This window comes from Sporosarcina ureae (genome assembly GCF_002082015.1).
Taxonomy (GTDB): domain Bacteria; phylum Bacillota; class Bacilli; order Bacillales_A; family Planococcaceae; genus Sporosarcina; species Sporosarcina ureae_A.
The window spans coordinates 2,970,869-2,994,666 of record NZ_CP015109.1; the positions used below are offsets into that span (position 1 = coordinate 2,970,869).

General features: G+C 39.9%; 23 protein-coding genes. 16 read left to right on the forward strand and 7 right to left on the reverse strand.

The genetic code is table 11. The annotated features are described in order from the left end of the window. Nucleotides 1-75: 75 nt before the first annotated feature. Both typA and SporoP17a_RS14385 read left to right on the forward strand, forming a co-directional pair. Entirely contained in the window at nucleotides 76-1,917 is a 1,842-nt protein-coding gene (typA, locus tag SporoP17a_RS14380; RefSeq protein WP_083035320.1) for a translational GTPase TypA, read from the forward strand. A 24-nt stretch (nucleotides 1,918-1,941) separates the two neighbouring features. Further along, nucleotides 1,942-2,277: a YlaH-like family protein gene (locus tag SporoP17a_RS14385; protein ID WP_335695490.1), complete on the forward strand. Its 336-nt coding sequence runs from the start codon at nucleotides 1,942-1,944 to the stop codon at nucleotides 2,275-2,277. A 20-nt stretch (nucleotides 2,278-2,297) separates the two neighbouring features. Here the strand turns inward: SporoP17a_RS14385 and SporoP17a_RS14390 are convergent, their stop codons facing one another. Further along, nucleotides 2,298-2,501: a YlaI family protein gene (locus SporoP17a_RS14390; RefSeq protein ID WP_083035322.1), complete on the reverse strand. Its 204-nt coding sequence runs from the start codon at nucleotides 2,499-2,501 to the stop codon at nucleotides 2,298-2,300. Nucleotides 2,502-2,514: 13 nt separating this feature from the next. Continuing rightward, complete coding sequence (locus tag SporoP17a_RS14395) at nucleotides 2,515-3,012, reverse strand: hypothetical protein (RefSeq protein ID WP_083035323.1); 498 nt, start codon at nucleotides 3,010-3,012, stop codon at nucleotides 2,515-2,517. A gap of 177 nt (nucleotides 3,013-3,189) precedes the next feature. Here SporoP17a_RS14395 and SporoP17a_RS14400 point away from each other — a divergent pair, with 177 nt between their 5' ends. The 3 genes from SporoP17a_RS14400 (at nucleotide 3,190) to pyc (ending at nucleotide 8,166) form a co-directional block, all read left to right on the forward strand. Then, nucleotides 3,190-3,471, forward strand: a complete 282-nt coding sequence (locus tag SporoP17a_RS14400) for an Fpa/YlaN family protein (RefSeq protein ID WP_029052412.1) — start codon at nucleotides 3,190-3,192, stop codon at nucleotides 3,469-3,471. Nucleotides 3,472-3,535: 64 nt separating this feature from the next. Then, nucleotides 3,536-4,705, forward strand: coding sequence for an FtsW/RodA/SpoVE family cell cycle protein (locus SporoP17a_RS14405; RefSeq protein ID WP_083035324.1), 1,170 nt, complete (start codon nucleotides 3,536-3,538; stop codon nucleotides 4,703-4,705). Between the two features lie 14 nt (nucleotides 4,706-4,719). Beyond that, on the forward strand, nucleotides 4,720-8,166 hold the full coding sequence (gene pyc, locus SporoP17a_RS14410; protein WP_083035325.1) for a pyruvate carboxylase: 3,447 nt from the start codon (nucleotides 4,720-4,722) through the stop codon (nucleotides 8,164-8,166). Between the two features lie 103 nt (nucleotides 8,167-8,269). On the opposite strand, the gene SporoP17a_RS14415 is transcribed toward pyc, so the two are convergent. Beyond that, the gene (locus SporoP17a_RS14415) at nucleotides 8,270-9,214 is read right to left on the reverse strand and encodes a COX15/CtaA family protein (RefSeq protein WP_083035326.1); all 945 of its coding nucleotides are present in this window, start codon (nucleotides 9,212-9,214) and stop codon (nucleotides 8,270-8,272) included. A 373-nt stretch (nucleotides 9,215-9,587) separates the two neighbouring features. On the opposite strand from SporoP17a_RS14415, the gene cyoE reads away from it, so the two are divergent. From cyoE to SporoP17a_RS14450, 7 genes are all read left to right on the forward strand, one after another. Further along, nucleotides 9,588-10,505 (forward strand): heme o synthase, encoded by a 918-nt coding sequence (gene cyoE / locus SporoP17a_RS14420; RefSeq protein WP_083035327.1) that lies wholly within the window; start codon nucleotides 9,588-9,590, stop codon nucleotides 10,503-10,505. A gap of 102 nt (nucleotides 10,506-10,607) precedes the next feature. After that, nucleotides 10,608-11,675 (forward strand): cytochrome c oxidase subunit II, encoded by a 1,068-nt coding sequence (gene coxB / locus SporoP17a_RS14425; RefSeq protein WP_083035328.1) that lies wholly within the window; start codon nucleotides 10,608-10,610, stop codon nucleotides 11,673-11,675. A 33-nt stretch (nucleotides 11,676-11,708) separates the two neighbouring features. Next, nucleotides 11,709-13,586 (forward strand): cytochrome c oxidase subunit I, encoded by a 1,878-nt coding sequence (locus SporoP17a_RS14430; RefSeq protein WP_083035329.1) that lies wholly within the window; start codon nucleotides 11,709-11,711, stop codon nucleotides 13,584-13,586. Next, nucleotides 13,586-14,212, forward strand: a complete 627-nt coding sequence (locus tag SporoP17a_RS14435; protein WP_083035330.1) for a cytochrome c oxidase subunit 3 — start codon at nucleotides 13,586-13,588, stop codon at nucleotides 14,210-14,212. Before SporoP17a_RS14430 ends, SporoP17a_RS14435 begins: the two co-directional genes overlap by 1 nt. Then, on the forward strand, nucleotides 14,212-14,559 hold the full coding sequence (locus tag SporoP17a_RS14440) for a cytochrome C oxidase subunit IV family protein (RefSeq protein ID WP_083035331.1): 348 nt from the start codon (nucleotides 14,212-14,214) through the stop codon (nucleotides 14,557-14,559). Before SporoP17a_RS14435 ends, SporoP17a_RS14440 begins: the two co-directional genes overlap by 1 nt. A 222-nt stretch (nucleotides 14,560-14,781) precedes the next feature. After that, entirely contained in the window at nucleotides 14,782-15,705 is a 924-nt protein-coding gene (gene ctaG, locus SporoP17a_RS14445) for a cytochrome c oxidase assembly factor CtaG (RefSeq protein ID WP_083035332.1), read from the forward strand. Nucleotides 15,706-15,730: 25 nt separating this feature from the next. After that, nucleotides 15,731-16,192: a DUF420 domain-containing protein gene (locus tag SporoP17a_RS14450; protein WP_083035333.1), complete on the forward strand. Its 462-nt coding sequence runs from the start codon at nucleotides 15,731-15,733 to the stop codon at nucleotides 16,190-16,192. A gap of 386 nt (nucleotides 16,193-16,578) precedes the next feature. Here SporoP17a_RS14450 and ytvI read toward each other — a convergent pair whose 3' ends face one another. Both ytvI and SporoP17a_RS14460 read right to left on the reverse strand, forming a co-directional pair. Next, nucleotides 16,579-17,634, reverse strand: a complete 1,056-nt coding sequence (gene ytvI / locus SporoP17a_RS14455) for a sporulation integral membrane protein YtvI (RefSeq protein ID WP_083035334.1) — start codon at nucleotides 17,632-17,634, stop codon at nucleotides 16,579-16,581. Between the two features lie 103 nt (nucleotides 17,635-17,737). Continuing rightward, nucleotides 17,738-18,097, reverse strand: a complete 360-nt coding sequence (locus SporoP17a_RS14460) for a YugN family protein (protein WP_083035335.1) — start codon at nucleotides 18,095-18,097, stop codon at nucleotides 17,738-17,740. Between the two features lie 267 nt (nucleotides 18,098-18,364). On the opposite strand from SporoP17a_RS14460, the gene SporoP17a_RS14465 reads away from it, so the two are divergent. After that, a complete protein-coding gene (locus SporoP17a_RS14465; protein ID WP_083035336.1) occupies nucleotides 18,365-19,444 on the forward strand; it encodes a CAP domain-containing protein in 1,080 nt (359 codons plus the stop codon). On the opposite strand, the gene SporoP17a_RS14470 is transcribed toward SporoP17a_RS14465, so the two are convergent. Then, nucleotides 19,441-20,142, reverse strand: a complete 702-nt coding sequence (locus tag SporoP17a_RS14470; protein WP_237262346.1) for an amino acid kinase family protein — start codon at nucleotides 20,140-20,142, stop codon at nucleotides 19,441-19,443. The genes SporoP17a_RS14465 and SporoP17a_RS14470 overlap by 4 nt on opposite strands. A gap of 141 nt (nucleotides 20,143-20,283) precedes the next feature. Here SporoP17a_RS14470 and SporoP17a_RS14475 point away from each other — a divergent pair, with 141 nt between their 5' ends. Both SporoP17a_RS14475 and SporoP17a_RS14480 read left to right on the forward strand, forming a co-directional pair. Further along, nucleotides 20,284-21,696 (forward strand): Mur ligase family protein, encoded by a 1,413-nt coding sequence (locus tag SporoP17a_RS14475; protein WP_167693442.1) that lies wholly within the window; start codon nucleotides 20,284-20,286, stop codon nucleotides 21,694-21,696. A 68-nt stretch (nucleotides 21,697-21,764) separates the two neighbouring features. Further along, a complete protein-coding gene (locus tag SporoP17a_RS14480) occupies nucleotides 21,765-22,208 on the forward strand; it encodes a YlbF/YmcA family competence regulator (protein ID WP_083036136.1) in 444 nt (147 codons plus the stop codon). 158 nt (nucleotides 22,209-22,366) lie between these two features. Here the strand turns inward: SporoP17a_RS14480 and SporoP17a_RS14485 are convergent, their stop codons facing one another. Next, nucleotides 22,367-23,236, reverse strand: coding sequence for a PI-PLC domain-containing protein (locus SporoP17a_RS14485; RefSeq protein ID WP_083035339.1), 870 nt, complete (start codon nucleotides 23,234-23,236; stop codon nucleotides 22,367-22,369). A 285-nt stretch (nucleotides 23,237-23,521) separates the two neighbouring features. Between SporoP17a_RS14485 and SporoP17a_RS14490 the strand changes: the two genes are divergently transcribed. Further along, nucleotides 23,522-23,794, forward strand: coding sequence for a YlbG family protein (locus SporoP17a_RS14490; protein ID WP_083035340.1), 273 nt, complete (start codon nucleotides 23,522-23,524; stop codon nucleotides 23,792-23,794). Nucleotides 23,795-23,798 lie beyond the last annotated feature (4 nt).

Here is a 23,798-nt window from a genome sequence, read left to right on the forward strand (position 1 = left end):
TATTATTTAATTGGACTATCTTGTGCTATAATAACACAGTTGAACATCTGAAATAAAGATAAACGGAGTGAAAAAATGACAAACGAACGTACTGATCTTAGAAATATTGCAATTATTGCCCACGTAGACCATGGTAAAACGACATTGGTCGACCAATTACTTAAACAATCCGGTATTTTCCGGTCGAATGAGCACGTAGATGACCGCGCAATGGATTCAAACGAACTAGAGCGTGAACGAGGAATTACGATTCTAGCTAAAAATACAGCTATTGAATATAATGACACAAAAATCAACATCATGGATACACCAGGACACGCCGACTTCGGTGGTGAAGTAGAACGTATCTTGCGTATGGTAGACGGCGTAATTTTAGTTGTCGATGCATTTGAAGGTTGTATGCCACAAACTCGTTTTGTATTGAAAAAAGCATTGGAAACAAACCTCAAGCCAATCGTTGTTGTAAATAAAATTGACCGTGAATTTGCAAGACCAGAAGAAGTAGTAGACGAAGTGCTTGAATTATTTATAGAGCTCGATGCAAACGATGAGCAATTAGAGTTCCCAGTCGTGTATGCTTCAGGATTTAACGGTACAGCAAGTCTTTCTCCTGATCCAGAAACACAGGAAGACACATTGCGTGTACTTTACGAATCCATTTTAGAAAATATTCCTTCACCAATTGATAACCGCGATGAGCCACTTCAGTTCCAAGTGTCATTATTGGACTATAACGACTATGTAGGCCGTATTGGTATCGGACGTATTTTCCGTGGAACGATGAAAGTTGGAGAACAAGTCGCAGTGCTTAAGCGTGACGGTTCAGTAAAGAACTTGCGCGTAACCAAATTATACGGTTTCTTAGGCTTGAAAAGAGTCGAAGTACAAGAAGCATATGCGGGTGACCTCGTAGCGGTTTCTGGAATGGGAGATATTGACGTAGGTGAAACAGTTTGTCCTACTGATCATCAAGAGGCCCTTCCTGAACTTTATATCGATGAACCTACGTTGCAAATGCGTTTCCTAGTGAATAACAGTCCTTTTGCAGGCCGCGAAGGTAAATGGGTAACAGCACGTAAAATTCAAGAACGACTAGATCAACAGCTTGAGACTGACGTTTCATTGCGTGTGGATCCAACAGACTCTCCAGATGAGTGGATTGTATCCGGCCGTGGAGAATTGCACTTGTCTATTCTTATAGAAAATATGCGTCGTGAAGGTTATGAACTTCAAGTATCTAAGCCTCAAGTAATCATTCGTGAAATTGATGGCAAGCGGAGCGAGCCTTTCGAGCGTGTACAAATTGATGTACCGGAAGAACACACTGGATCTATCATCGAGTCTATCGGTGAGCGTAAAGGTGAAATGTTGGATATGATTAATAACGGAAACGGCCAAGTGCGATTAATCTTCTTAGTACCTGCTCGTGGATTGATCGGGTATACAACAGAATTCTTGACACTAACACGTGGATACGGAATTCTTAACCATACATTTGACAGCTACAAGCCGGTTACTTCAGGTAAAATTGGTGGCAGACGTCACGGTGTACTGGTTTCCATGGAGAACGGTACAGTTACTGGTTACAGTATAATGCAGTTAGAAGACCGTGGAACTATGTTCGTGGAAACAGGTGCAGAAATTTACGCAGGTATGGTAGTAGGAGAAAGTAACCGTGATAGCGACTTAACAATCAACTTGACGAAAGTTAAGCATGCTACTAACGTTCGTTCAGCTACAAAAGATCAAACCGTTACGACGAAAAAACCTCGTATTATGTCGCTTGAAGAAGCATTGCAATACATTGGCGATGACGAGTACTGTGAAGTGACACCACAAACTATTCGTTTGCGTAAAAAAGTTCTTGATAAGAATGAACGTGAACGTGTAAATAAAAAGAAGAAACTTGGCGAATAATAGAAATAGAAGGGAATGTATGGAATGAGAGTAGAGGATTCAGAAATGGTCTACAATCGGTTGTCGGGAACCGCTCGTATAATTTATGAGTATTCACCCAATTTTACGGCAGCTGGATATATTCTGTTTGCACTCGTTTTCATCATGTCTGCTATTGTGTATAAGCTTGGATTTGCGAGAAAGATTAGTTTTGGTCGAAATGTCATTATTTATACGTTCTTATTTATTGGATGTATAATACTAACATTCTTAGCTTTCTTCCTTCCGATCGTAGAAGGACTGTTCGTGGCTGCTGCCATTCTTATTATCTATCGTGTTCGACGAATGAATGAATATAAAAAAGACTCCGTTACTCAGTAACAGAGTCTTTTTTATTTTGTTTAAAAATCTTTTTCGGTAAGATCTGAACTGCGGTGAAAAACAAAGTTACCAGTCGCAATTCGTTTCTCGGTCAAGTTACTGATCCGCTCTTTACATTCTGGACACATATACGTATGAATAGGGCGGTTTCGTAATTTTTTGGCCAGCGGATTGTTATCTTCTAATTGATCGTTTTGATCACATATAACACATTTTACGCGCATTGAAATTTCTCCTTCAATCCACTTGGATAGCCTGAACATGACGAATCGGTGAATCTTGATTCGATCCGTCTTTAAACAGAACATGTACGGGACCGTCTTCCCGAAGAGGTTTACCGTTATGACTGAATTTGAAAATAATGTTGCTTGCTTCCTCAAGTGGATAGGTGTATTTTTCATCTTTAGTAATAAGTGTAAACGTAGTTGCGTTTGCTGAAGGTACAGCATTGTGTATGAATGGCTTTAATACGATGCCGAAGCTGCTGGATAACATCTTATCTTTTTCAAACCTTTTTTCGCTTTTTAAAGTGGGAGGATAAGTAGCGCCTTCCATGATTTCTCTAGACCAGTGCTTACCCATTTTTTCTTTGTACTCTTCCATTTCATCTTTTTCGACAAAATCCTCTGAGAAGAATTCATCTAGATCGATCCGTCGATCATCAAAGATCCAAACAGTAGGATCTAAAGTTATTGCGTGTTTCACATTTCCTGTAATCGGTATAATAAGTTCCAAAATATATCCTCCTCAATCCATAGTCACTAGTTTCAGTATACCTTTTCATAGGAGAAGTGAAAAGGATTTCATTTCAGTTCAATTTTTTCATTGGGTAACACTTGCAATTTGTAAGAGCAAAAGATACAATTTAGACATTAACACCTTGCGGGAATAATGAATAATGGGGGCGTCTCCATGGATATAGAAGTTCAAGATACGTACAAAGAACAAGCCATGAAACAACTACAAATCGATGCAGAGAAAATCGCAAAGCTGATTAAAGTTCAAATGGATAATTTAACGATGCCGCAATGTCCACTATATGAGGAAGTACTTGATACGCAAATGTACGGACTATCTCGTGAGATTGATTTTGCTGTTAAGCTTGGTCTAGTGGAGCATGACAAGGGCCGTGAAATAATCTCTGTTTTGGAAAAAGAGTTAAATGTTTTACACGAACTGTATACAAATAAATAAATGGAAGACTCAAACTACTCCAACGGTTTGAGTTTTTTATTTAGGACGATGAGGTTTAAAGAAAATGAAGACTTATATGAATCGAATTTTACGCAATTTCGACTATCCATTATTTATCGTATATTTACTGCTTTGTTTATTTGGATTGATTATGATTTACAGTGCAAGCATGGTATGGGCCATGAATATTTATAATTTTGAACCATCCCATTTCTTTAAAAAACAATTAATGAACTTAGCTATTGCTATTCCGGCATTTCTAATGGTGTCCATAATTCCTTACCGACACTATCGAAATAAAAAATTCTTATATGGCACGCTAATTATGATGTTTACTTTATTAATCCTTGTCAAGTTCATCGGATTTGGTGACGCTGTAGGAGCTAAAAGTTGGCTTTCCTTACCGTTTGGAATAGGGAATTTGCAACCAACAGAAGTAGCGAAAATTGCCTTTATCGTATATTTCTCGGGTGTATTTGCGAATAAATACTACGGAGGAACATTGGACGAGATTAAAACTACTATTTTTCCGACATTTTCTGTTTTAACAGCATCTCTTTTATTAGTTCTGTTGGAACCGGATTTTGGAGCGACGATGATTTTATTTCTTGTTGCTATATCGGTCATCATGGCAAGCGGGATGAAAGTGAAAAACTATTTGATTATCAGCCGTTTCTTTGCTTTACTTGGCGTATTGATCGGTATTGTACTGTGGATTAAGTGGGATACAGTCATGACTGCTTCACGTATGGGGCGCTTTCTCGCCTTTACAGATCCCTTTGAATACATACAAGGTTCAGGTCTACAAATAGTCAATGGATACATTGCAATTGGTGCTGGAGGGCTCAAAGGAGTAGGCTTAGGAAACAGTATTCAGAAACTTGGCTATTTACCTGAGCCCCATACTGATGTTATTATGGCAGTAATCTCTGAAGAAACTGGATTGCTCGGAACAACACTTGTTCTTGGAGGTCTCTTTTTCATCGTGATGAGAGCGTTTACTGTTGCATTGCGTACGAAAGACGCCCATGCAAGAATGCTCGCAGCTGGCGTAGGTAGCTTGATTGCTATTCAAACACTGGTAAACTTAGGTGGATTAACAGGACTGATTCCGTTAACAGGCGTTACGTTGCCATTCATTAGTTATGGTGGTACATCAGTTGTGTTCCTGTCGATTGCGCTTGGTATACTGATGAACGTTTCTATGTTTGTGAAGTATGAGAGAACAAAGTAGAGAGGATTGATTTGTTGGTGGAGAGAAGAGAGATTAGGAAAGTACTAGTCGCAAACCGCGGCGAGATTGCAATTCGCGTATTTAGAGCATGTACAGAGTTAGGCATTGCGACAGTTGGTATTTATTCAGCGGAAGATCGTGCCTCGCTACATCGTTACAAATCCGACCAGTCCTTTATGGTGGGGGAAGGCAAGAAGCCGATCGATGCATACTTGGATATTGAAGGAATTATCGACATTGCTAAAAAAGCGGATGTCGATGCGATCCATCCAGGTTACGGTTTTTTAGCAGAGAATGCTCAGTTTGCAGCGCGTCTTGAAGAAGAGGGGATTATTTTTATTGGTCCGACATCAGGCCATTTAGAAATGTTCGGCGATAAAGTAAAGGCTAGAGAACAAGCAATATTGGCTGATATCCCAGTGATTCCGGGTAGTGATGGACCGGTTACCTCCGTAGAAGAAGTGGCGGCATTTGGTGAACAGCATGGCTATCCGATCATTATTAAAGCTTCATTAGGTGGCGGAGGACGAGGCATGCGAATCGTCGAATCACCGGAAGAAGTACAAGAGGCTTATAATCGAGCGAAATCCGAAGCGAAATCTGCATTTGGCTCTGATGAAGTCTATGTAGAAAAATATATTACCAACCCCAAACACATAGAAGTACAAATACTAGGTGATACATATGGAGAGATCGTCCATTTGTACGAACGTGATTGTTCTATTCAGCGTCGCCACCAAAAAGTCGTGGAGATTGCTCCTTCTATTTCACTAACCGAAGAATTACGTCATGAAATATGTAATGCCGCTGTTAAACTATCAAAAAATGTATCCTATATCAATGCGGGTACCGTAGAGTTTCTAGTAGCTGACGATTCTTTCTATTTCATCGAAGTCAATCCGCGTATTCAAGTAGAACACACAATCACTGAAATGATTACAGGAATTGATATCGTACAGTCACAAGTGTTAATCGCGGCAGGTGAAGCGCTTCATTCTGAACCGATCAACATACCGAAGCAACAAGATATTCCGTTATTTGGTTTTGCTATTCAATCACGTGTTACAACGGAAGATCCGTTAAATGATTTCATGCCTGATACAGGCAAAGTAATGGTCTATCGTTCAAGTGGTGGGTTTGGTGTTCGCTTGGATACGGGCAATGCGTATCAAGGTTCTGTTATTAGCCCTTACTACGACTCATTACTAGTAAAAGTTTCAACTTGGGCCCCTACTTTTAGGGACGCTGCAAGCAAAATGCACAGAAATTTGAAGGAATTCAGAATTCGAGGAATTAAAACGAATATACCTTTCCTTGAAAATGTCGTATGTCATGAAAACTTTTTATCGGGTAATTACAACACGAGCTTTATCGATGAAACTCCAGAATTATTTACATTTGCCAAAAAGCAAGATAGAGGAACGAAGGCTTTATCGTATCTTGGAAATGTTACGATTAACGGATTCCCTGGCATAGATGATGCAACACGTCCTGTTTTGCACCCGGTACGTATTCCGAAAATCGATTATAATTCACCGATACCAAAAGGAACGAAACAGATTCTAGATGAGCAAGGTGCAGATGGCTTAGTCGAGTGGGTATTAAAGCAAGACGATGTATTATTGACAGATACGACTTTCCGAGATGCACATCAGTCTTTACTGGCAACGCGTATGAGAACGAAAGAGTTAACACAGATTGCGACAGAAAGTGCGCATCTATTGCCAGATCTCTTCTCATTCGAGATGTGGGGAGGCGCGACATTCGATGTAGCGTATCGCTTCTTGAAAGAAAGTCCGTGGGATCGACTAGAGAAATTACGCAAGCAAGTACCTAATGTCTTGTTCCAAATGCTCTTTAGAGGTGCTAATGCGGTTGGTTATACTAACTACCCTGATAATGTTATCCGTGAATTCATTAAAGAGTCGGCTGCGTCAGGTATCGATGTCTTCCGTATTTTCGACAGCTTGAATTGGATTAAAGGTATGGAAGTAGCAATTGATGAAACACGTTCAACAGGAAAGATTGCAGAAGCAACAATTTGTTATACAGGAGATATTCTGGACGACAATCGTGCCAAATATACGGTCAATTACTACAAAGAGATGGCTAAAGAACTCGAATCAGTTGGAGCTCATATGCTAGCTATCAAAGATATGGCAGGACTGCTAAAACCGGAAGCAGCTTATCGTTTGGTTTCAGAATTGAAAGCGTCAACAAGTCTGCCAATTCATTTGCATACACATGATACAAGCGGAAATGGTATTTATATGTACGCCAAGGCGATAGAAGCTGGAGTAGACATTGTCGATACAGCAATTGGCTCCATGGCGGGTATGACTTCACAACCTTCTGCTAATTCACTTGCGTATGCAATGCAAAACAATGAACGTCATGTACGTGCAAATACAGAGTCATTAGAAAAGTTATCGCATTATTGGGAAGATGTGCGAAAATACTACAAGCCGTTTGAGAGTGGTATGAACAGTCCACATTCAGAAATCTATGTACATGAAATGCCGGGTGGTCAATATTCTAACTTGCAACAGCAGTCTAAAGCTGTTGGGCTTGGAGAGCGCTGGGAAGAAGTGAAGAAAATGTACTCCCGCGTGAATTTCCTCTTTGGAGATATCGTGAAAGTAACACCTTCTTCAAAAGTAGTAGGGGATATGGCGTTGTTCATGGTACAAAATGAATTGGATGAGCATACGGTTATTGAAAGAGGACAAACTATCGATTTCCCAGAATCGGTAATTGAGTTTTTCGAAGGTTCAATTGGTCAGCCGTATGGCGGTTTCCCAAAAGAGCTGCAGGAAGTAGTATTAAAAGGTCGCAAAGCGATCACGGTACGTCCCGGTGAGTTATTGGCGCCAGTTAACTTCCAAGATGTGCTTAAGAAGCTGACTGAAAAAATGGATAAGCCTGCTACTATGCATGATGCGCTAGCTTATGTCCTGTATCCGAAAGTCTTTGAAGAATATATCAAAACAAGAAAACAATTTGATGATGTTTCTGTCATTAATACGCCAGAGTTCTTGTATGGCTTACGTTTAGGTGAAGAAATCGAGATAGAGATTGAGTTCGGAAAAACACTCATCGTTAAATTGGTGTCGATTGGTGAACCCAATCCGGACGGAACACGCACGCTGTATTTCGAATTAAACGGACAGTCACGTGAGATCATTATCCAAGATTTACAAGTGGAAACAAAAGGTGATACAAAGCAAAAAGCGGATCTTTCAAATGAAACGCATATTGCAGCCACTATGCCAGGAACGGTTTTACAAGTTGCAGTATCTGTTGGTGCAAAGGTAAAACGTGGTGAACACTTGCTAATTACAGAGGCTATGAAAATGGAAACAACGATTCAAGCTCCTTTTGCGGGAGTTGTAAAAGCGATATATGTAGGTCCTGGAGATTCGATCTCGTCAGGTGACTTATTAATTGAATTAGAACATTAAAAAACAGCTCCCACATGTCGTTAAGACAGTGGGAGCTGTTTTTGTTACCTTTTGTATACGAAAATGCGCAACAGTCTTTAAAGAGCTGTTACACGCTTTTTTGTTACTTCTTCAATCGGCTGCGAGATACAAGGAGAACTAGATACGTTAATAAACCAAATAGTAAAGTGACGAATAATGAATGCAACAATGCAAAATAGAGATTCAATTTAGTCAGCACGACAATCATCCCTGTTGTTGCTTGTGCAAGCACTAAACCAAATGCTGCAATCCATCCCCAGTAAATGACACGTTGATCCCTGTACTGTTTAATGGCTTTGATCGCGATAAACCCAATCCATACAACAATTAGTGCTGCAGCCGAGCGGTGACCCATTTGGATCCATTCATACATATTGTTCGGTAAACTGAATTCGTTATTTCGGCACAGCGGCCAGTCAGAACAGACCAGACCTGAGTTAGTATGACGAACAAGAGCACCGGTATAGATCACAATGTATGAGTAAATGGTTACGCCGATAGTGTGGAAACGTAATGATTGATCTATACGTATTTTATCTGCGTCAAACTTCTGGTCCACTTCAAAAACCAATAACGTCAGTAGGAAGACTGACGCAAAGGATAAGAGTGAAATCCCGAAGTGCAAGGCTAAGATAAAATCACCTTGTCCCCATAATACTTGCGCTGCTCCAATCAATGCTTGTAGAATTAAGAAAAATACTGCCATAAAAGCTAAAAACTTTGTTTCGCGGACGTGACCTAGTGCTTTCCATGACCATACAGCCAATATGACAATGAAAATACCTACCGAACCTGTCACTAACCGGTGTGAGAATTCAATTAATACTTCTGCTGTAATGACGTCAGGAATAAGTTGTCCATTACACCCTGGCCAGTGTCTTCCACAGCCCATACCGCTGTCGGTCTTGGTAACTAGTGCTCCACCAAGTAAGATCGCAAGCATTCCAATTGTAGAAGCTACACCAAACCATTTTAAAAATCTGTTGTATCGCAAGTACGAAACACCTTCTTCTATTGAATTGACCATTAAAAGGTCGATTTACGTAAAATTTTGCCTGAACTCCCCAAAAAATATCAAGAGATATATAGTTCAATCTCAAGCATTTCTATGAAATTCAAGCATCTATTGCAAGCCTTATGATAACGAAAAACTGACGGAAACACAATGCATGAAGGTAATAAACCACTGATGTATAAGGCTTTTCACAAATTGTTCATAAAATAGTCTCTTTAACTTCACAAATGAGAGTTAGAAATGCATTACTATATAGAAGGCGAAGGATAAAGACACAAAGGTTGCACAAACCGCTATAAATTGAGAAATGGTCTGGAAATTTCGGACGATTTTAGATATAGTAGGTGATAGGGTCTTTGCCGAAAACTTTGAAAGGAGGGTTATTATGTCAAACGGTCGAACGCTTTCGACAGTTGCAGATCCAAAAGTAGAGACAATTACCTTATGGAAAGACTTTTTGGCGCTAATCAAAATAGGAATTGTCAACTCGAATTTGATCACTACGTTCACCGGTCTTTTTTTGGCATTTCAATTCACTGGTAAAAGTTTTCTCCATAACTTCGATCTACTGGTATTTGCGATTCTAGGTACTGGATTGATCATCGCATCTTCAGGCGCTATGAATAACTTGATTGACCGCGATATTGATCCCGTCATGTCGAGAACGAAGTCGAGACCGACAGTAACAGGTAGATTTAAAGCTCCCGCTGTGATGACGTTAGCCGTTACATTCCTAGTGGCTGGAGAAGTATTATTATTCTCTGCTTCACCTATGGCAGGTTGGCTTGGCATCTTGGGTGTATTCGCTTATGTTGTTTTGTATTCCATGTGGTCTAAACGTAAGCACGTGAGCAATACCGTAGTAGGAAGTCTTTCAGGAGCAATTCCACCTCTGATCGGATGGGCAGCTGTTGATCCTACACTGCCAATGGGAGCGTGGGCATTGTTTTTCATTATGTTCATATGGCAACCACCGCACTTCTATGCGTTGGCTATGCGAAGAACAGAAGAGTATCGAGCGGCTAACATTCCGATGTTACCAGTAGTAAAAGGCTTTGAGCGGACGAAAAAGTCGATGCTCATGTGGGTAGTGTTACTATTCCCACTACCTTTCTTGTTACCACAGCTCGGTACCGGATTTATAGTATTTGCAACACTGTTGAATGTTGGATGGCTTTATTTAGCTATTAAAGGATTTAAAGCCAAAGAAGATTTGAAGTGGGCAACGGGGATGTTTGTATATTCTTTAAATTATATGACAATCTTGTTTGTATCCATGATTATTTTCTCTATATTCATCTAACGTATCGGAATTCTTTCTTTAAAACAGGAATTCATCATAAAGGGGCACTCAGTCCTCCATAGTAGAAAAACATTTTTTTAGAAAGAGAGGTATTAGTTAGCGATGATTAAAGGACTCAAAAAGTGGCGTCTCTTTTCTTTACTAGCGGTTTTCGCTTTGTTCATGGCAGGTTGTGGTAATGAAGAAATTTCAACCTTCCAACCAGCAGGACAAGTCGCTAATGACCAGTTCAAATTGTTGCTATTAGCATCAGGAATTATGTTACTGGTTATCATTGTAGTAGTAATTATTTACACTGTTGCATTATTCCGCTTCAGACGTTCGAAGTTGGGTGAAGATCACATACCAGAGCAAGTGGAAGGAAGTCACACACTTGAGCTGCTTTGGACATTCATTCCAATAGTTTTACTTTTGATTCTTGCTATTCCTACCGTTCACTACACGTATAAATTAGGTGATGTGAAAGCAATGGAAGCAGTTGATGATGACGGTAACGCTGAAAACTTAGTAGTAGATGTTACTGCGAAGTTGTATTGGTGGGAGTTCGAATATCCTGATCTAGGTATTGTGACTGCTCAGGAACTAGTTGTACCTACTGATGAAAAAGTTTATTTCAACTTGATTGCAGCAGACGTAAAGCACTCATTCTGGATTCCGTCAGTTGGCGGTAAGCTAGATACGAACGTTGAAAACGTGAATAAATTCTATCTGTCATTTGAGAAAGAATCTGAAGGCTTGAAAGATGGCGTATTCTACGGTAAGTGTGCTGAGCTATGTGGACCTTCTCACGCATTGATGGACTTTAAAGTAAAAACATTACCGAGAGATCAATTTGACAGCTGGGTCGCAGCTATGCAAGAAACAGCAGAAGAACCTGTTGTTGCAAATGCTGACGGCGAAGAGGTCTTCTCTCAAAGCTGTATCGGTTGTCACGCAGTTTCGGGTGTAGGTGAGTCTGGTGCTCAAGGGCCTAACTTGGCTTCATTCGGTGATCGTAATCGTGTAGCAGGTTTCCTTGAACACGATGAAGAGAATCTGAAAGACTGGATTCGTGATACACAGAAACACAAACCTGGCAATACGATGCCTTCATTCAGCAAAGATCAAATTTCTGATGAAGACTTAGATGCATTAGCTGAATACTTGATGGGCTTAAAAGTTGCAAAATAATTTTCAAGCGGAAATTGAATAGGAGGTAACACAGTGAGTTCAGTTGCTCAAAAAAGTGGCTTTGGCGCAACGCTATGGGATTGGCTGACAACAGTCGACCATAAGAAGATCGGAATTCTGTATCTCCTCGGGGGATTATTCTTCTTCGTTCTAGGTGGTATTGAAGCGATGATCATTCGTCTTCAATTGATTACACCAAACAACGATCTCGTAAGCGCAGGGCTTTTTAATGACTTAATTACAATGCACGGAACGACCATGATTTTCTTGGCAGCCATGCCGATTCTCTTTGGTTTTATGAACGCGATCATGCCGCTTCAAATTGGAGCACGTGACGTAGCGTTCCCATTCATCAACTCATTAGGTTTTTGGATGTTCGCATTTGGTGGTTTATTCCTTAACATCTCTTGGTTATTCGGTGAAGTTCCAGATGCTGGATGGACATCTTATGCATCGTTATCACTTCACTCTCCAGGACATGGCGTTGATTTCTATGCAATCGGTTTACAAATCGCGGGTGGCGGTACGTTAATGGCAGGGATTAACTTCCTAGTAACGATCATTAACATGCGTGCGCCAGGGATGACGTATATGCGTATGCCTTTGTTTACATGGACTACGTTTGTTGCGTCTGCGATGATCTTGTTCGCATTCCCTCCGTTGACTGTTGGATTGTTTTTCTTAACGTTTGACCGTATGTTTGGAGGTAACTTCTTTGATCATACGATGGGCGGGAACACGATTATCTGGGAGCATATTTTCTGGATCTTCGGACACCCTGAAGTATATATCTTGATCTTACCAGCATTCGGTATTTTCTCTGAAGTATTCTCTGTATTCGCTCGGAAACGTCTATTCGGTTACACAGCGATGGTATTCGCAACAGTGCTAATCGGTTTCCTAGGATTCATGGTATGGGCTCACCATATGTTTACAGTTGGTCTTGGACCGACAGCGAACGCAATATTTGCGGTAGCTACTATGGCGATTGCTGTACCTACAGGTGTAAAAATCTTTAACTGGTTACTGACAATGTGGGGCGGTAGTATTAAAGTTACGACTCCAATGCTTTATGCTTTAGGTTTTATTCCTTCATTCGTAATGGGTGGAGTAACAGGTGTAATGCAAGGGGCAGCACCACTTGATTACCAGTTACACGATTCTTATTTCATCGTAGCTCACTTCCACTACGTAATTGTGGGTGGGGTAGTATTAGGTATTTTTGCAGGCCTTCACTATTGGTGGCCAAAAATGTTCGGTACAATGTTGAATGAGTTATTAGGTAAAATTACTTTCGTATTCTTCTTTGTCGGTTTCCACATGACATTCCTAATTCAGCACTGGTTAGGTTTCTGGGGAATGCCACGTCGTGTTTGGACGTTTATGGATGGACAAGGTTGGAACATTGCGAACTTAGTAAGTACAATCGGTGCACTATTGATGGCAATTGGCTTTACAGTTATGGTGATCAACATCATTATGACAACTATTAAAAATGAGCCTGTTGGCAATGACCCTTGGGGCGACGGACGTACGCTTGAATGGGCAATTCCATCACCACCACCTTTCTATAACTTCCCAGCAACTCCTTTAGTTCGTGGTTTGGATACTTTATGGATTGAGAAGATGGAAGGTAGTAAGGAAATGATTACACCAGCTGAACCAATTACGGACATTCATATGCCGAATGGTTCAATCATCCCAATGTTGATGACGCTTGGATTATTCATTGCTGGATTCGGTGCAATGTTCCATCAAGAAACTTCATGGGGATTAGGAGTATTGATCTTCGGTCTTGCATTCACATTCGTTGCAATGGCAGCTCGTTCATTAAAAGATGATCTAGGTTACTATGTAACAAAAGAACAAATCTTACAAGATCAAGAAAATAGTAAAAGGGGGCGTAACTAATGGATTTGAATACAAAATTCACCCCTGAAACATGGCCCGCTCATCCTGAGAGAGCTACTTTGGAAGCAAAGAATAAATTTGTTGGTTTCTGGCTATTCCTTGGTGGAGAGACTATTCTCTTCGCTACGCTGTTCGCAACGTATATGGCTTTGAAAAACAAAGGTCCAAGTGGCTTTGGTTTCACAACGCAAGAATTATACACATTACCGTTAGTGTTTGTTATGACAATGCTTCTTTTAACATCATCATTAACAAGTGTATACGCAATGTATCATTTAAAGAGTTTCAACTTCAAAAAAATGCAGTTATGGTTAGGTTTAACAGCATTATTAGGACTTGGATTCTTGATGTTAGAAGTGTATGAGTTCTCTCATTACGTTCAAGAAGGATTTACGTTTAGTAACAGTGCGTTCAGTTCCTCTTTCTTCACATTAGTAGGAACACACGGCTTCCACGTCGCAGTTGGTCTAGTATGGGTTACACTATTGATCTTCCGTAACTCCAAGCGTGGGTTGAACTTGTATAACGCAACTAAGTATTATACATTTTCACTTTACTGGCACTTCATTGACGTAGTTTGGGTATTCATCTTCACTGTAGTTTACTTGATGGGAGTGGTCGGTTGATGTCAGAAGTTCAAATGATTAAAAGATCTCCTGCTGAACAGTCACTGTCTCAACGTCGAGCAAAAGAATCAATGCGCAGCCAAGTTGCGATGTTTTCTTTGATGATTTTCTTAACACTTATATCGTTTTCTATGGTGTTTGCTCATCTTAATGACGTTGCTGGTTTCTCAAAATTCTTTATCATTCCTACATTATTCCTCTTTGCAGCTGTACAAGTTGGTCTTCAACTCTACTACTTCATGCATATGAATGAAAAAGGACATGGCATTCCACAAATGTTTATGTTTACAGGTGCAATATTAGGATTCTTGATCCCACTTACATTTGTAACAATCGTTTGGTGGTAAGCAACAGAAAGAGCTTATGGATTCTTCCATAAGCTCTTTTTCTATTCATTATTAGATGAAATTGTCAAAGTTCGTACATTGAGTTATGCGTTATAAGCTCGTATAATAGGCAGTAGGTAAGACTTTCGTTAACTTTGTGCTGTGATGAAATATATAGTGAATACATGAGCACTATACACAGAATAGATTCAGCGAATTGATTATTAAAGGAGAGTGGTTATTTTGCCGTTAAGTATCTTTGGTTTTAGGGCTTTATGGAGTCCTTATTTTTTAATAGTTCTAGCACTTGGAATCGTTCTATATTACCTCATAACAGTTAAATGGCGGGATCGCTTTGAAGGGTCACAACCGTTGACAAAACGACAAGCTGTTTATTTCTTATCATCCATAGTGTTGCTGTATATTGTCAAAGGTTCACCAATGGATTTAATCGGTCATATTTTATTTTCCGTCCATATGGCTCAAATGGCTATATTGCTTTTGATCGTAGCACCGTTCTTCATCATCGGTATACCGAACTGGGTATGGGAAAAGCTACTATCTTTTACGGTTTTCAGAAAAGTATTCATGATACTGACTAAGCCACTCATTAGTCTGTTAGTGTTTACATTTATGTTCTCGATGTATCACTATCCACTCATACTGGATCAGGTGAAGTTGAGTTTGCCTTTACACACTATTTTCACCATCACACTTTTCCTTTCTGCTATATTTCTCTGGTGGCCAGTAGTGAATACAGTAAAAGGACAGCCGCAATTACATGGTTTGAAAAAAATTGGTTATGTAATATTGAGTGCTCTGCTCATAACACCCGCTTGTTCGTTAATCATCTTCGTAGATGTGCCTGTGTATGAAACATACAGCAGTGGTGAAGCGTGGCTACAAGCGATGGCGCTTTGCGTGCCAAGCGGAACTTTAGCTGGATTGTCAGGCCTTGGCATCTCAGGACCTGAGCTATTCACAGATATGCCTACGCTCTATGATCAGCAATTAGGCGGTATATTGATGAAAGTCATCCAAGAAATTGTTTATGTAGTGATCATTGGACGCATTTTCTTAAGTTGGTCACAGTATGAAAAAGATAATGCGGATGAAATTACTAGACAAGATTTACTTAAACGCCATAATTTAACTATGCATGGCTGATTGACCAAAAAGGAGTTTGTGTTGGATGGAATTACCACTATTGCCGACTATCAGTACGTTTTTCATCATTTTATCTGCTATTTTAGTTGCAATTGGTTGGAATTTGATACGCCAGGGTAAGATCAAAGCCCATCAAAAAACCATGATTGCAGCAGCTGTGTCTGCAGTACTGTTTTTTATCATTTATATTTCTAGAACAGTATTTATAGGTAATACAGCTTTTGGTGGACCTGATGACTTGAAAATGTATTACACAGTATTTTTAGTCTTCCACATCATATTAGCAACGACAGGGGCGATATTCGGAGTTATTACGATCCATGCAGGCTTGAAGAACCGTCTTGTACGCCATCGTAAAATCGGTCCTATCACAAGTGTTATCTGGTTCTTCACAGCCATTACAGGGGTCGCTGTATACTTATTGCTGTATGTCTTTTATAAAGGCGGAGAAACTACTTCTGTATTTAAAGCGATTCTTGGTATATAATATTACGCTTAAAGAGGCTAGGACATAACTATCTCACCCCGTTTCCCTGCACTCCGAAAGGCACGCTTTCCGAGGGGCGTGGCTTGAGCCAAGCGAACAACGTAGGGTTCGCTTTGCCGTATTTCTGTGTACTTTGCAGAAATTAAGGCACCTGTCCAGGGTCTCAAGACGCACGCTGATCCCTCAGGACTCGGCCTTTCTCCGTTCCGGTACACTCTGTTACTCTAAAAAAATATTTACTGATAAGAACAGAAAAAACGTAAAGGACATTCCCCTTACGTTTTTTCTGTTCTGTCCCAACCTCTTTTTTTATATCTAGCTACTTCATATTGCTGAAAGTTATACATACTAAAAGGGATTCCTCGACTGAGGAATCCCTTTTAGTATTAAATTTTGAAATTCAGTTTAATGATGCCTGCTTCTCTTGCAGTATTAAAAAGTATGACGAGCAATGGTCCGATGAAGAAACCGAGGATACCGAATAATTTTAAACCGATAAACATCGCAATCAAAGTAGGCAATGGAGACAAACCGATTTGTGAGCCCATTACTTTAGGTTCGATAGTTCTTCTGATAACCAATAGTATGACGGCCAGTATCGCTAATTTTGTACCCATTGCGATATCGCCTGAAACATATTGATAGATCGACCAAGGTGCCAAAATAATGATAGAGCCGAGTATTGGAATGATATCAATAATCCAGATCACCAAAGCCATAACTACTGCATATTTAGGAATAATCATTAGTAAGCCGATAAAGGAAACGACGAGAATGATTAAACTAACAAGCATTTGAGCTTTGACGAATCCTAGTATGACAAACCGTAATCTGTTCATCATATAGTGTACTTTTTCTGCAGTAGCATCAGTCAAATGAAAGTAAACAGTCTTTTTTAAATTTGGTAATTCTAACATGAACAAAAATAGTGCGATCATAAATACAATAAAACTGACAAGGAAATTTGGGATATCCGAAATCAAAGCTAAAATACGATCGTAACTTAAAAGTGTGATGATTGAAATGCGAATGGATTCGATAATTTCATTGAATTCGTTCTCTAGCATAGCTAAAATGTCTTCAGGCATGCCTACCGTGTACTGAAATAGTTTGCTTTGCGTGTTAATCCATACACTTGAGAGGGAATTTAAGTAGTTGGGAATCTCTTTTGTAAAATGAACTATTTTACCGATGAGTGTAGTAACAGTATAGAAAAGTAACAGCACACTGATTCCGACAAAAACGATGAAATTTACAATAACGGAGACTTTACGCTTCCATTTGAACCGTACTTCTACCGATTTAACAAGCGGATCTAAAAACAGTGCCGTGAGTAATGCCAAAATAATAGGGATGGATACGGGTAATATAAAAAATATGATGACCAATAGTACGATGACACTGAATGCAATCATAATATTTCGTTTTGTAAGAAATTTCAAAAGTAATCGTCCTCCACGTAGATACTGTTTTTATTATAACCAAATTAGTGGAGTAATAGTAGAAAAGCCGAAGAACTTTTAGCTCTCCGGCTTTTTCGTAAAATTACAAACTATATTGCTTTAACTCGTCATATACTTTCTTTAACGTTAGTTCGCAGTCTTTAACTAAGCTAGCAGGAAAGTTTTCTTCTTCGCCATACTCGACGCCGTGTGGGTAGTAGTACTTTCCTAGAACTGGTTGCTTTAGACGAACCGTAGCTTTTCTACCATCGATGTCGCCTTCAACGAGCTCACCGAAAACGCGCAAGTAGTATGTACCTTCTTTAACAATATACTTTTTGTCGAAAGTTACACGCTCATAATCCCACTGTCCATCAATTTCAAGATTACTTTTATTCATAATTTCTTCCATTACTCGTAAATCTGCTACAAGGCCCTTAAGGCCAATATTTTCAACATACATCTGTATATCCCCCTCTATGTTCGTCCTGACGAATACGTATACTATTATATCATAAAACAAATCGATTTTACTTGCAATGACAACATTGTGTCAACGCTTTCTTTCCCGGCTTATATAGATGACTATAGTGTGTGTCTTCTGTACAATATAAGTAAGTTATCATTTTTGTATAGATGTTTATTACGAATAACTATTCATATCATGATGATTTCTACCAATACGTAATATTCTTATAGAAGTAGCATATAAAGTGGAAAGGAAGATAGCATGTGGAGAGTAGGATGGAAGATTCTTGTTTTACTTTTGATTGTAATGGGCGTTTATTATTTCATGACCGATAAGGTAAGTGAAAATCTACCGCTGGAATCACCAGTACAACATGGCTCACCAATTGCAGTGCCTGAAAAAGGTCCGTCGATCGGTGGGGAAGGGATGCCGAGACCAGAAGAAGGCATGTCAGTGCTTGTAGGGCAAAAAGTCGAGAAGATGGAAGAACAGTTTGGCAAACCATCTAGGATAGAACCATCGAGTTTTCAATATGAATGGTGGGTGTATACGGAAAAACCTCGTTTTATGGCTGGCGTATTGAATGGAAAAGTAAATCAAATCTATACGGCTGATGGTGTTTCAGATGTAGCGCCGTTTAAGATCGGACAAAATGTACAGGAGATTCACCGTTTTACACCGATTGAATCAGAGATTGATGTGAAGATTAAAGAAAATATTTATACGTTTTCATTAAATAGTGAAGATATTAAAAATCGTATCTTGATACCATATGAGAATTTATTTGTGCAATTATATATAGATCAAGTAGATGGTGTGATTGAAGGTGTTCGGTTTATCAACCCAAGTACTTTAGTGAAACATCAACCTTATGACATGACGTATCTTGGAGAAATGATCGAAGCCCCTAAACCAACATCAACTGTTCAGACTGAAGTAGATCGTGCGATGGAGCGCCAGACGTTTGAATTGACTAACCAAGTGCGTGAAGAGCATCAACTACCTCTTCTGTCATATAATGATAAGCTGGCTACACTCTCAAGAAAGCATAGCCAGGAAATGATATTCCGTAAATATAGTTCTCATGAGGAAGGCCCGGTGGAAGTATTTGCCGAGCGTTTAAAAAATGTTGGACTAACTCCAAGCAAGGCAGGCGAAAACACGGCGTTTAATTATATCGACGCAATTGAAACTGTACATGGCTGGCTCAATTCTCCAAAACACCGGGAAGTTTTACTGAATCCGAATTTCACGCATACCGGTATAGGCGTTTATAATAAATATTATACCCAGTCTTTTATAGCGCAGACTGAATTAGAAAACTCCATACATGATGACTAAGGGAGAATCCATGTACCTTCCTCGTTTGATGCGATGCCTCGTATGTGAAGAGGCATCGCTTTTTGCTTTGCATAAATCGCTGCTTTTTCTTGAATAACCGGTCGATTGCATTTTAATAATGGAAGGAATTCATCAAATGTGAGCTGATTAAATCGCTTATAGTTAGATGTAGTATGTGGATCTGCAGACATAACACCGGGTACGTCTTTAAAAAACTCTACATGACGGGCGTGCAATGCAGAAGCTAATGCGATTGCCGTCAAATCACTGCCACCTCTTCCAAGAGTCATAAACTTTCCTTGTTTATTCATTCCTTGGAATCCAGGAACGATGATGCATGAGTGAGTTTGAAGTGTATTGACGATATGTGTACTGTTAATTTTATCAATCGTTGCATTACAGAATTCACCCGATGTCCGAATGCCTGTATTTTGTCCATAGATAATCGTGTTGTCTATACCTTCCGTAGATAATTCTGCAGATAATACGGCTGCTGCGATTAATTCACCGCAGGAAGCAGCCAAGTCTCTGGCTTCGCTGGATTTCGAGAAGGAGTCTGTCAGGGTAAGTAAATCGTCTGTGGAATAAGCGTCGCCTTTTCTACCCATTGCAGAGACTACAACGATGACGGCACGGTGTTTCGACAAGGCCTGTCGAATATGCTGAATACACTTTGCTCGTTGGTGTTGATTCTGCATGGCAATTCCTCCAAATTTCTGGATAATCATAGAATCCCAACTTTCTTCGTGACATTCTTCTTATGCCTTTCATAGAATACTTTATGCTTCGTTTCATTATATTCTCTGAAGAATAAAATGTTCGGGAAGGGGCGAGAGACCTTGCTATTATCTGAATTACTTAAGGATTGGCCATGCACTATATTACAGGGTTCAATTCGACGGACAATTGATGGAATCACGGAATCTTCTAAGAGGGTCAAGAAAGATTATGTATTTGTAGCAAAGAAAGGGGTTGTGGCTGATGGAATGGCGTTTATTGAAGAGGCGATATCAAATGGAGCCAACACATTAGTGGTCGATCGAGATCATTTAGATTTAACGCGGATACCGGTGGAAATTACAGTAGTTCTAGTTCCTGATAGTTCTCTATTTATTTCGTATGGAAGTGCGAAGTTTTCAAATAACCCAGCTGAGGAATTACTCATCATCGGTGTTACGGGAACAAACGGTAAAACAACAGTTAGTCACTTTATCGGACAGTTATTAAAAGAGCTCGGGCATAAAACAGCCGTTATAGGGACGACAGGTCTTTATATTGACGGTAAATTGACGGAGACAATTCAAAATTCCATGACGACGATACCAGCTGAACAATTTCATCCTATTTTACGCAGGTGCGTGGAGCAACAGGTGACCCATATTGTTCTTGAAGCGTCTTCGATTGGGTTATCTACTCATCGTTTAGCGCACTGTCCGTTAACTGTAGGTGTTTTTTTGAATATTGGAATGGATCACTACGCTGAACATGGAGGTAGGCAGCGATACATCGATGCAAAAAAACTACTCATTCCATTGGCTGATCAGTTGGTGATGAATGAAGATGACGAAACTTGTCGCGCTATAGGAGAGGGGTTGCCCGAACCACCCATTTATTTCAGTAGGCGACATATTAATGGTGAGCAGCCATCACAGGTACTACTCCCGAATCTAGGTCACCATAATGAAATGAATGCAAGAGCGGCTGTAGGAGCTCTTATGGCAATTGGTTATTCATTACGGGTGATACAACCTCATTTGCATGCTTTGCGACTTCCAACTGGACGCCTACAGAAGTATGAAGAGGCAGGGGTTGAAGTATATGTAGATTATGCACACACACCCGATGCCTTACAGGCGGTGTTGGAGGCATTGTCAGAGTCCACCAAACGGCTGATTATTGTATTTGGGTGTGGAGGGGAAAGAGACCGTGACAAACGGCCGCAAATGGGTGCAATAGCTGCTCACTACAGTTCACATGTAATTTTGACTTCAGATAATCCGAGAACAGAAGAGCCATCTCAAATTATAGTGGATATTTTGTCGGGCATGGTAGGGTTTGCAACACCTGTCGAAATCTTCGTCGATCGTCATCAAGCAATCCGCTACGCTATCACCCAAGCACAACCAGGAGAGATTGTACTCATTGCAGGTAAAGGACATGAACAAATACAGCAAATAGGGAATCAGACGATGCATTTTTGCGATATGGAAGAAGTAAAAAAATCGTTCAGTTATAGAAATGCTATAAAGTAAAAATCTTAATGAATAGTCGAGGCACCAGTTTTTTGTTATAATAGTTGTGATAGGAGGTGCGGCAATTGGTGATGATGACAGATGAGTGGATGCGAGTCATCGATATGGCAGAAGAACTTTCCGAGATGCTGCTGTGTTCTGAAGTGGTGAAAACCTATCAAGACGCACATGACCGTGTATATTCAAACACTGATCTACGAAAAAAAATCATAGATTTTACTAAAATGAAAGAACAATACGAGGACGTGCAGCGCTTTGGTCGCTATCATCCAGATTATAAAGTAATCATGAAGGAAATACGTCTTCAAAAGCGTGAACTGGATTTGCAAGATGAAGTGGCTGCCTTGCGCCTGGCGGAAAATGACGTGCAGGATTTATTGGACGAAATAGGTATCCTGATCGGTCAATCCGTTTCAGAGGCTGTGAAAGTACCAGCTGGCGATGGGACTTTCTCTAACAGTTCTTGCGGTGGAGGTTGCGGCTCAGGTGGCAGCTGTTCTTGTTCAGCATAAAGCATTTCATAAATACAAATAACCCCCTGCAGAAATAACTCTGCAGGGGGTTACTTTCAAATAAAGGTAGTGGCAAAAGAGAAAATCACCTGAATCGAGCAACCAGTTGGACGCGTGTCTTGTAGACTTTCGATACGCCATCTAGTCTCTTTGTGCGTTTAGTCGCCATTAAAGAACGTCAATAATTGTGTTGGATGATTTGTTATAAAACCATCCACGTTCAATTTAGTATGTTTTGGAAGGTCATCCGTCTCATCTAACTCATAAAATACAGTTATATTGAGATCGTGTAAGAAGCGAACGAAGCCTTCTGAAGCAAGCGGAAACATACCAAGTTTTTCGGGCAGGCAGAATAGATCTGCATTCGGGCGGTACAAATGACCGAACTTACTCGTGTAAGCGACGTATGCTTTTTTTATTTCCTCACTTCCGGCACCTAAAGCGACAGAGTTCTGTGCATATAGATTAAAACGATCAATTTGTTCATCATAGTGGCTTGTGACTACAACGCGGTCAGTAGCATCCGTTTCTTTTAGTAATCGCCACAATTTAGAAGGGATTAAACTTCCTTCATACGTTGTTGGGCAATCACTCATAGAGACCACAAACAATAATTGTGGGAACTTTTCCAACAGCTCACGTAACGGCACAACAGATAAATCTCCGTTCAGTATATCAAGATCGTAATCATAACTAGATTCGACGTGGATTTCATCTAATGTATAGTCGGAGATTTCATCGGGAAGCACAAGTTCTTGGCTTGGCACTAAAAGAATTTCTTCATCTTTTGTAAGACGTACATCGACCGCGAAGCCGTGAACACCTAAATCTGCTATTTTCGTATAAGCAGTAAGTGAATTCACAGCTACATCTTGATGTCGCTGTACATCAGTTAAAACAGCTACCTCTGAAAAAAGAAGCGCTTTCTTTTCAGTGCGAGGTTCTTGTTTTGCTATCACTTTTGAAGCCGCCCATGCAGCCACACTTGCAGCGCCCACAGTTATTGCAACATTTGTTTTCCTTCCCAATCTAAAACCTCCTCAATAATTATAGTAAGTCCTCATTTTTTTACTTAGCCAATGTTTATACTTCAACTGTACAGAAAATACTTGTATTCAGTCATCTATAATAGAATAAAGCGATTGAATTCGGATAAATGTCTACTTAAGTGTACCCTATTCCAGAGAAGGTGTGCAAACAAAGATGAAAGATCAGCTTGATTTCACTTGTATCTATGCAAACAATTTTTGTGTAAGGTTGCAGGACTTTTCTCACCTATGGTATTGTATGGAGTAAGAAAGAGGGGGAGAATCATGATTGATCGACAAGGCATAATTGTCTATCTCCATCATTTAAAACAAGCAAAATCACTGCGCAAATTCGGGCATGTTCATTATATTTCAAAGCGAATGAAATACGTTGTGCTCTACTGTGATATGGAAGACGTGGAATCAACGATCACGAAGTTAGAGCGTTTGTCGGCTGTACGTAAAGTATTACCTTCACAGCGCCCCTTCGTCAGTACGATATATGAAAATGCAAAGCCCGATAAAGCAAAAGAATATGATTATAAAACAGGCTTGTAATTTG

Excerpts from the sequence above, each read along its gene's own strand:
- typA (WP_083035320.1), top strand. The coding sequence starts at position 76 with ATGACAAACGAACGTACTGATCTTAGAAATATTGCAATTATTGCCCAC.
- SporoP17a_RS14385 (WP_335695490.1), top strand. The coding sequence starts at position 1,942 with ATGAGAGTAGAGGATTCAGAAATGGTCTACAATCGGTTGTCGGGAACC.
- SporoP17a_RS14390 (WP_083035322.1), bottom strand. The coding sequence starts at position 2,501 with ATGCGCGTAAAATGTGTTATATGTGATCAAAACGATCAATTAGAAGAT.
- SporoP17a_RS14400 (WP_029052412.1), top strand. The coding sequence starts at position 3,190 with ATGGATATAGAAGTTCAAGATACGTACAAAGAACAAGCCATGAAACAA.
- SporoP17a_RS14405 (WP_083035324.1), top strand. The coding sequence starts at position 3,536 with ATGAAGACTTATATGAATCGAATTTTACGCAATTTCGACTATCCATTA.
- SporoP17a_RS14415 (WP_083035326.1), bottom strand. The coding sequence starts at position 9,214 with ATGGTCAATTCAATAGAAGAAGGTGTTTCGTACTTGCGATACAACAGA.
- cyoE (WP_083035327.1), top strand. The coding sequence starts at position 9,588 with ATGTCAAACGGTCGAACGCTTTCGACAGTTGCAGATCCAAAAGTAGAG.
- coxB (WP_083035328.1), top strand. The coding sequence starts at position 10,608 with ATGATTAAAGGACTCAAAAAGTGGCGTCTCTTTTCTTTACTAGCGGTT.
- SporoP17a_RS14435 (WP_083035330.1), top strand. The coding sequence starts at position 13,586 with ATGGATTTGAATACAAAATTCACCCCTGAAACATGGCCCGCTCATCCT.
- SporoP17a_RS14440 (WP_083035331.1), top strand. The coding sequence starts at position 14,212 with ATGTCAGAAGTTCAAATGATTAAAAGATCTCCTGCTGAACAGTCACTG.
- SporoP17a_RS14450 (WP_083035333.1), top strand. The coding sequence starts at position 15,731 with ATGGAATTACCACTATTGCCGACTATCAGTACGTTTTTCATCATTTTA.
- SporoP17a_RS14460 (WP_083035335.1), bottom strand. The coding sequence starts at position 18,097 with ATGTATGTTGAAAATATTGGCCTTAAGGGCCTTGTAGCAGATTTACGA.
- SporoP17a_RS14465 (WP_083035336.1), top strand. The coding sequence starts at position 18,365 with ATGTGGAGAGTAGGATGGAAGATTCTTGTTTTACTTTTGATTGTAATG.
- SporoP17a_RS14470 (WP_237262346.1), bottom strand. The coding sequence starts at position 20,142 with ATGCAGAATCAACACCAACGAGCAAAGTGTATTCAGCATATTCGACAG.
- SporoP17a_RS14490 (WP_083035340.1), top strand. The coding sequence starts at position 23,522 with ATGATTGATCGACAAGGCATAATTGTCTATCTCCATCATTTAAAACAA.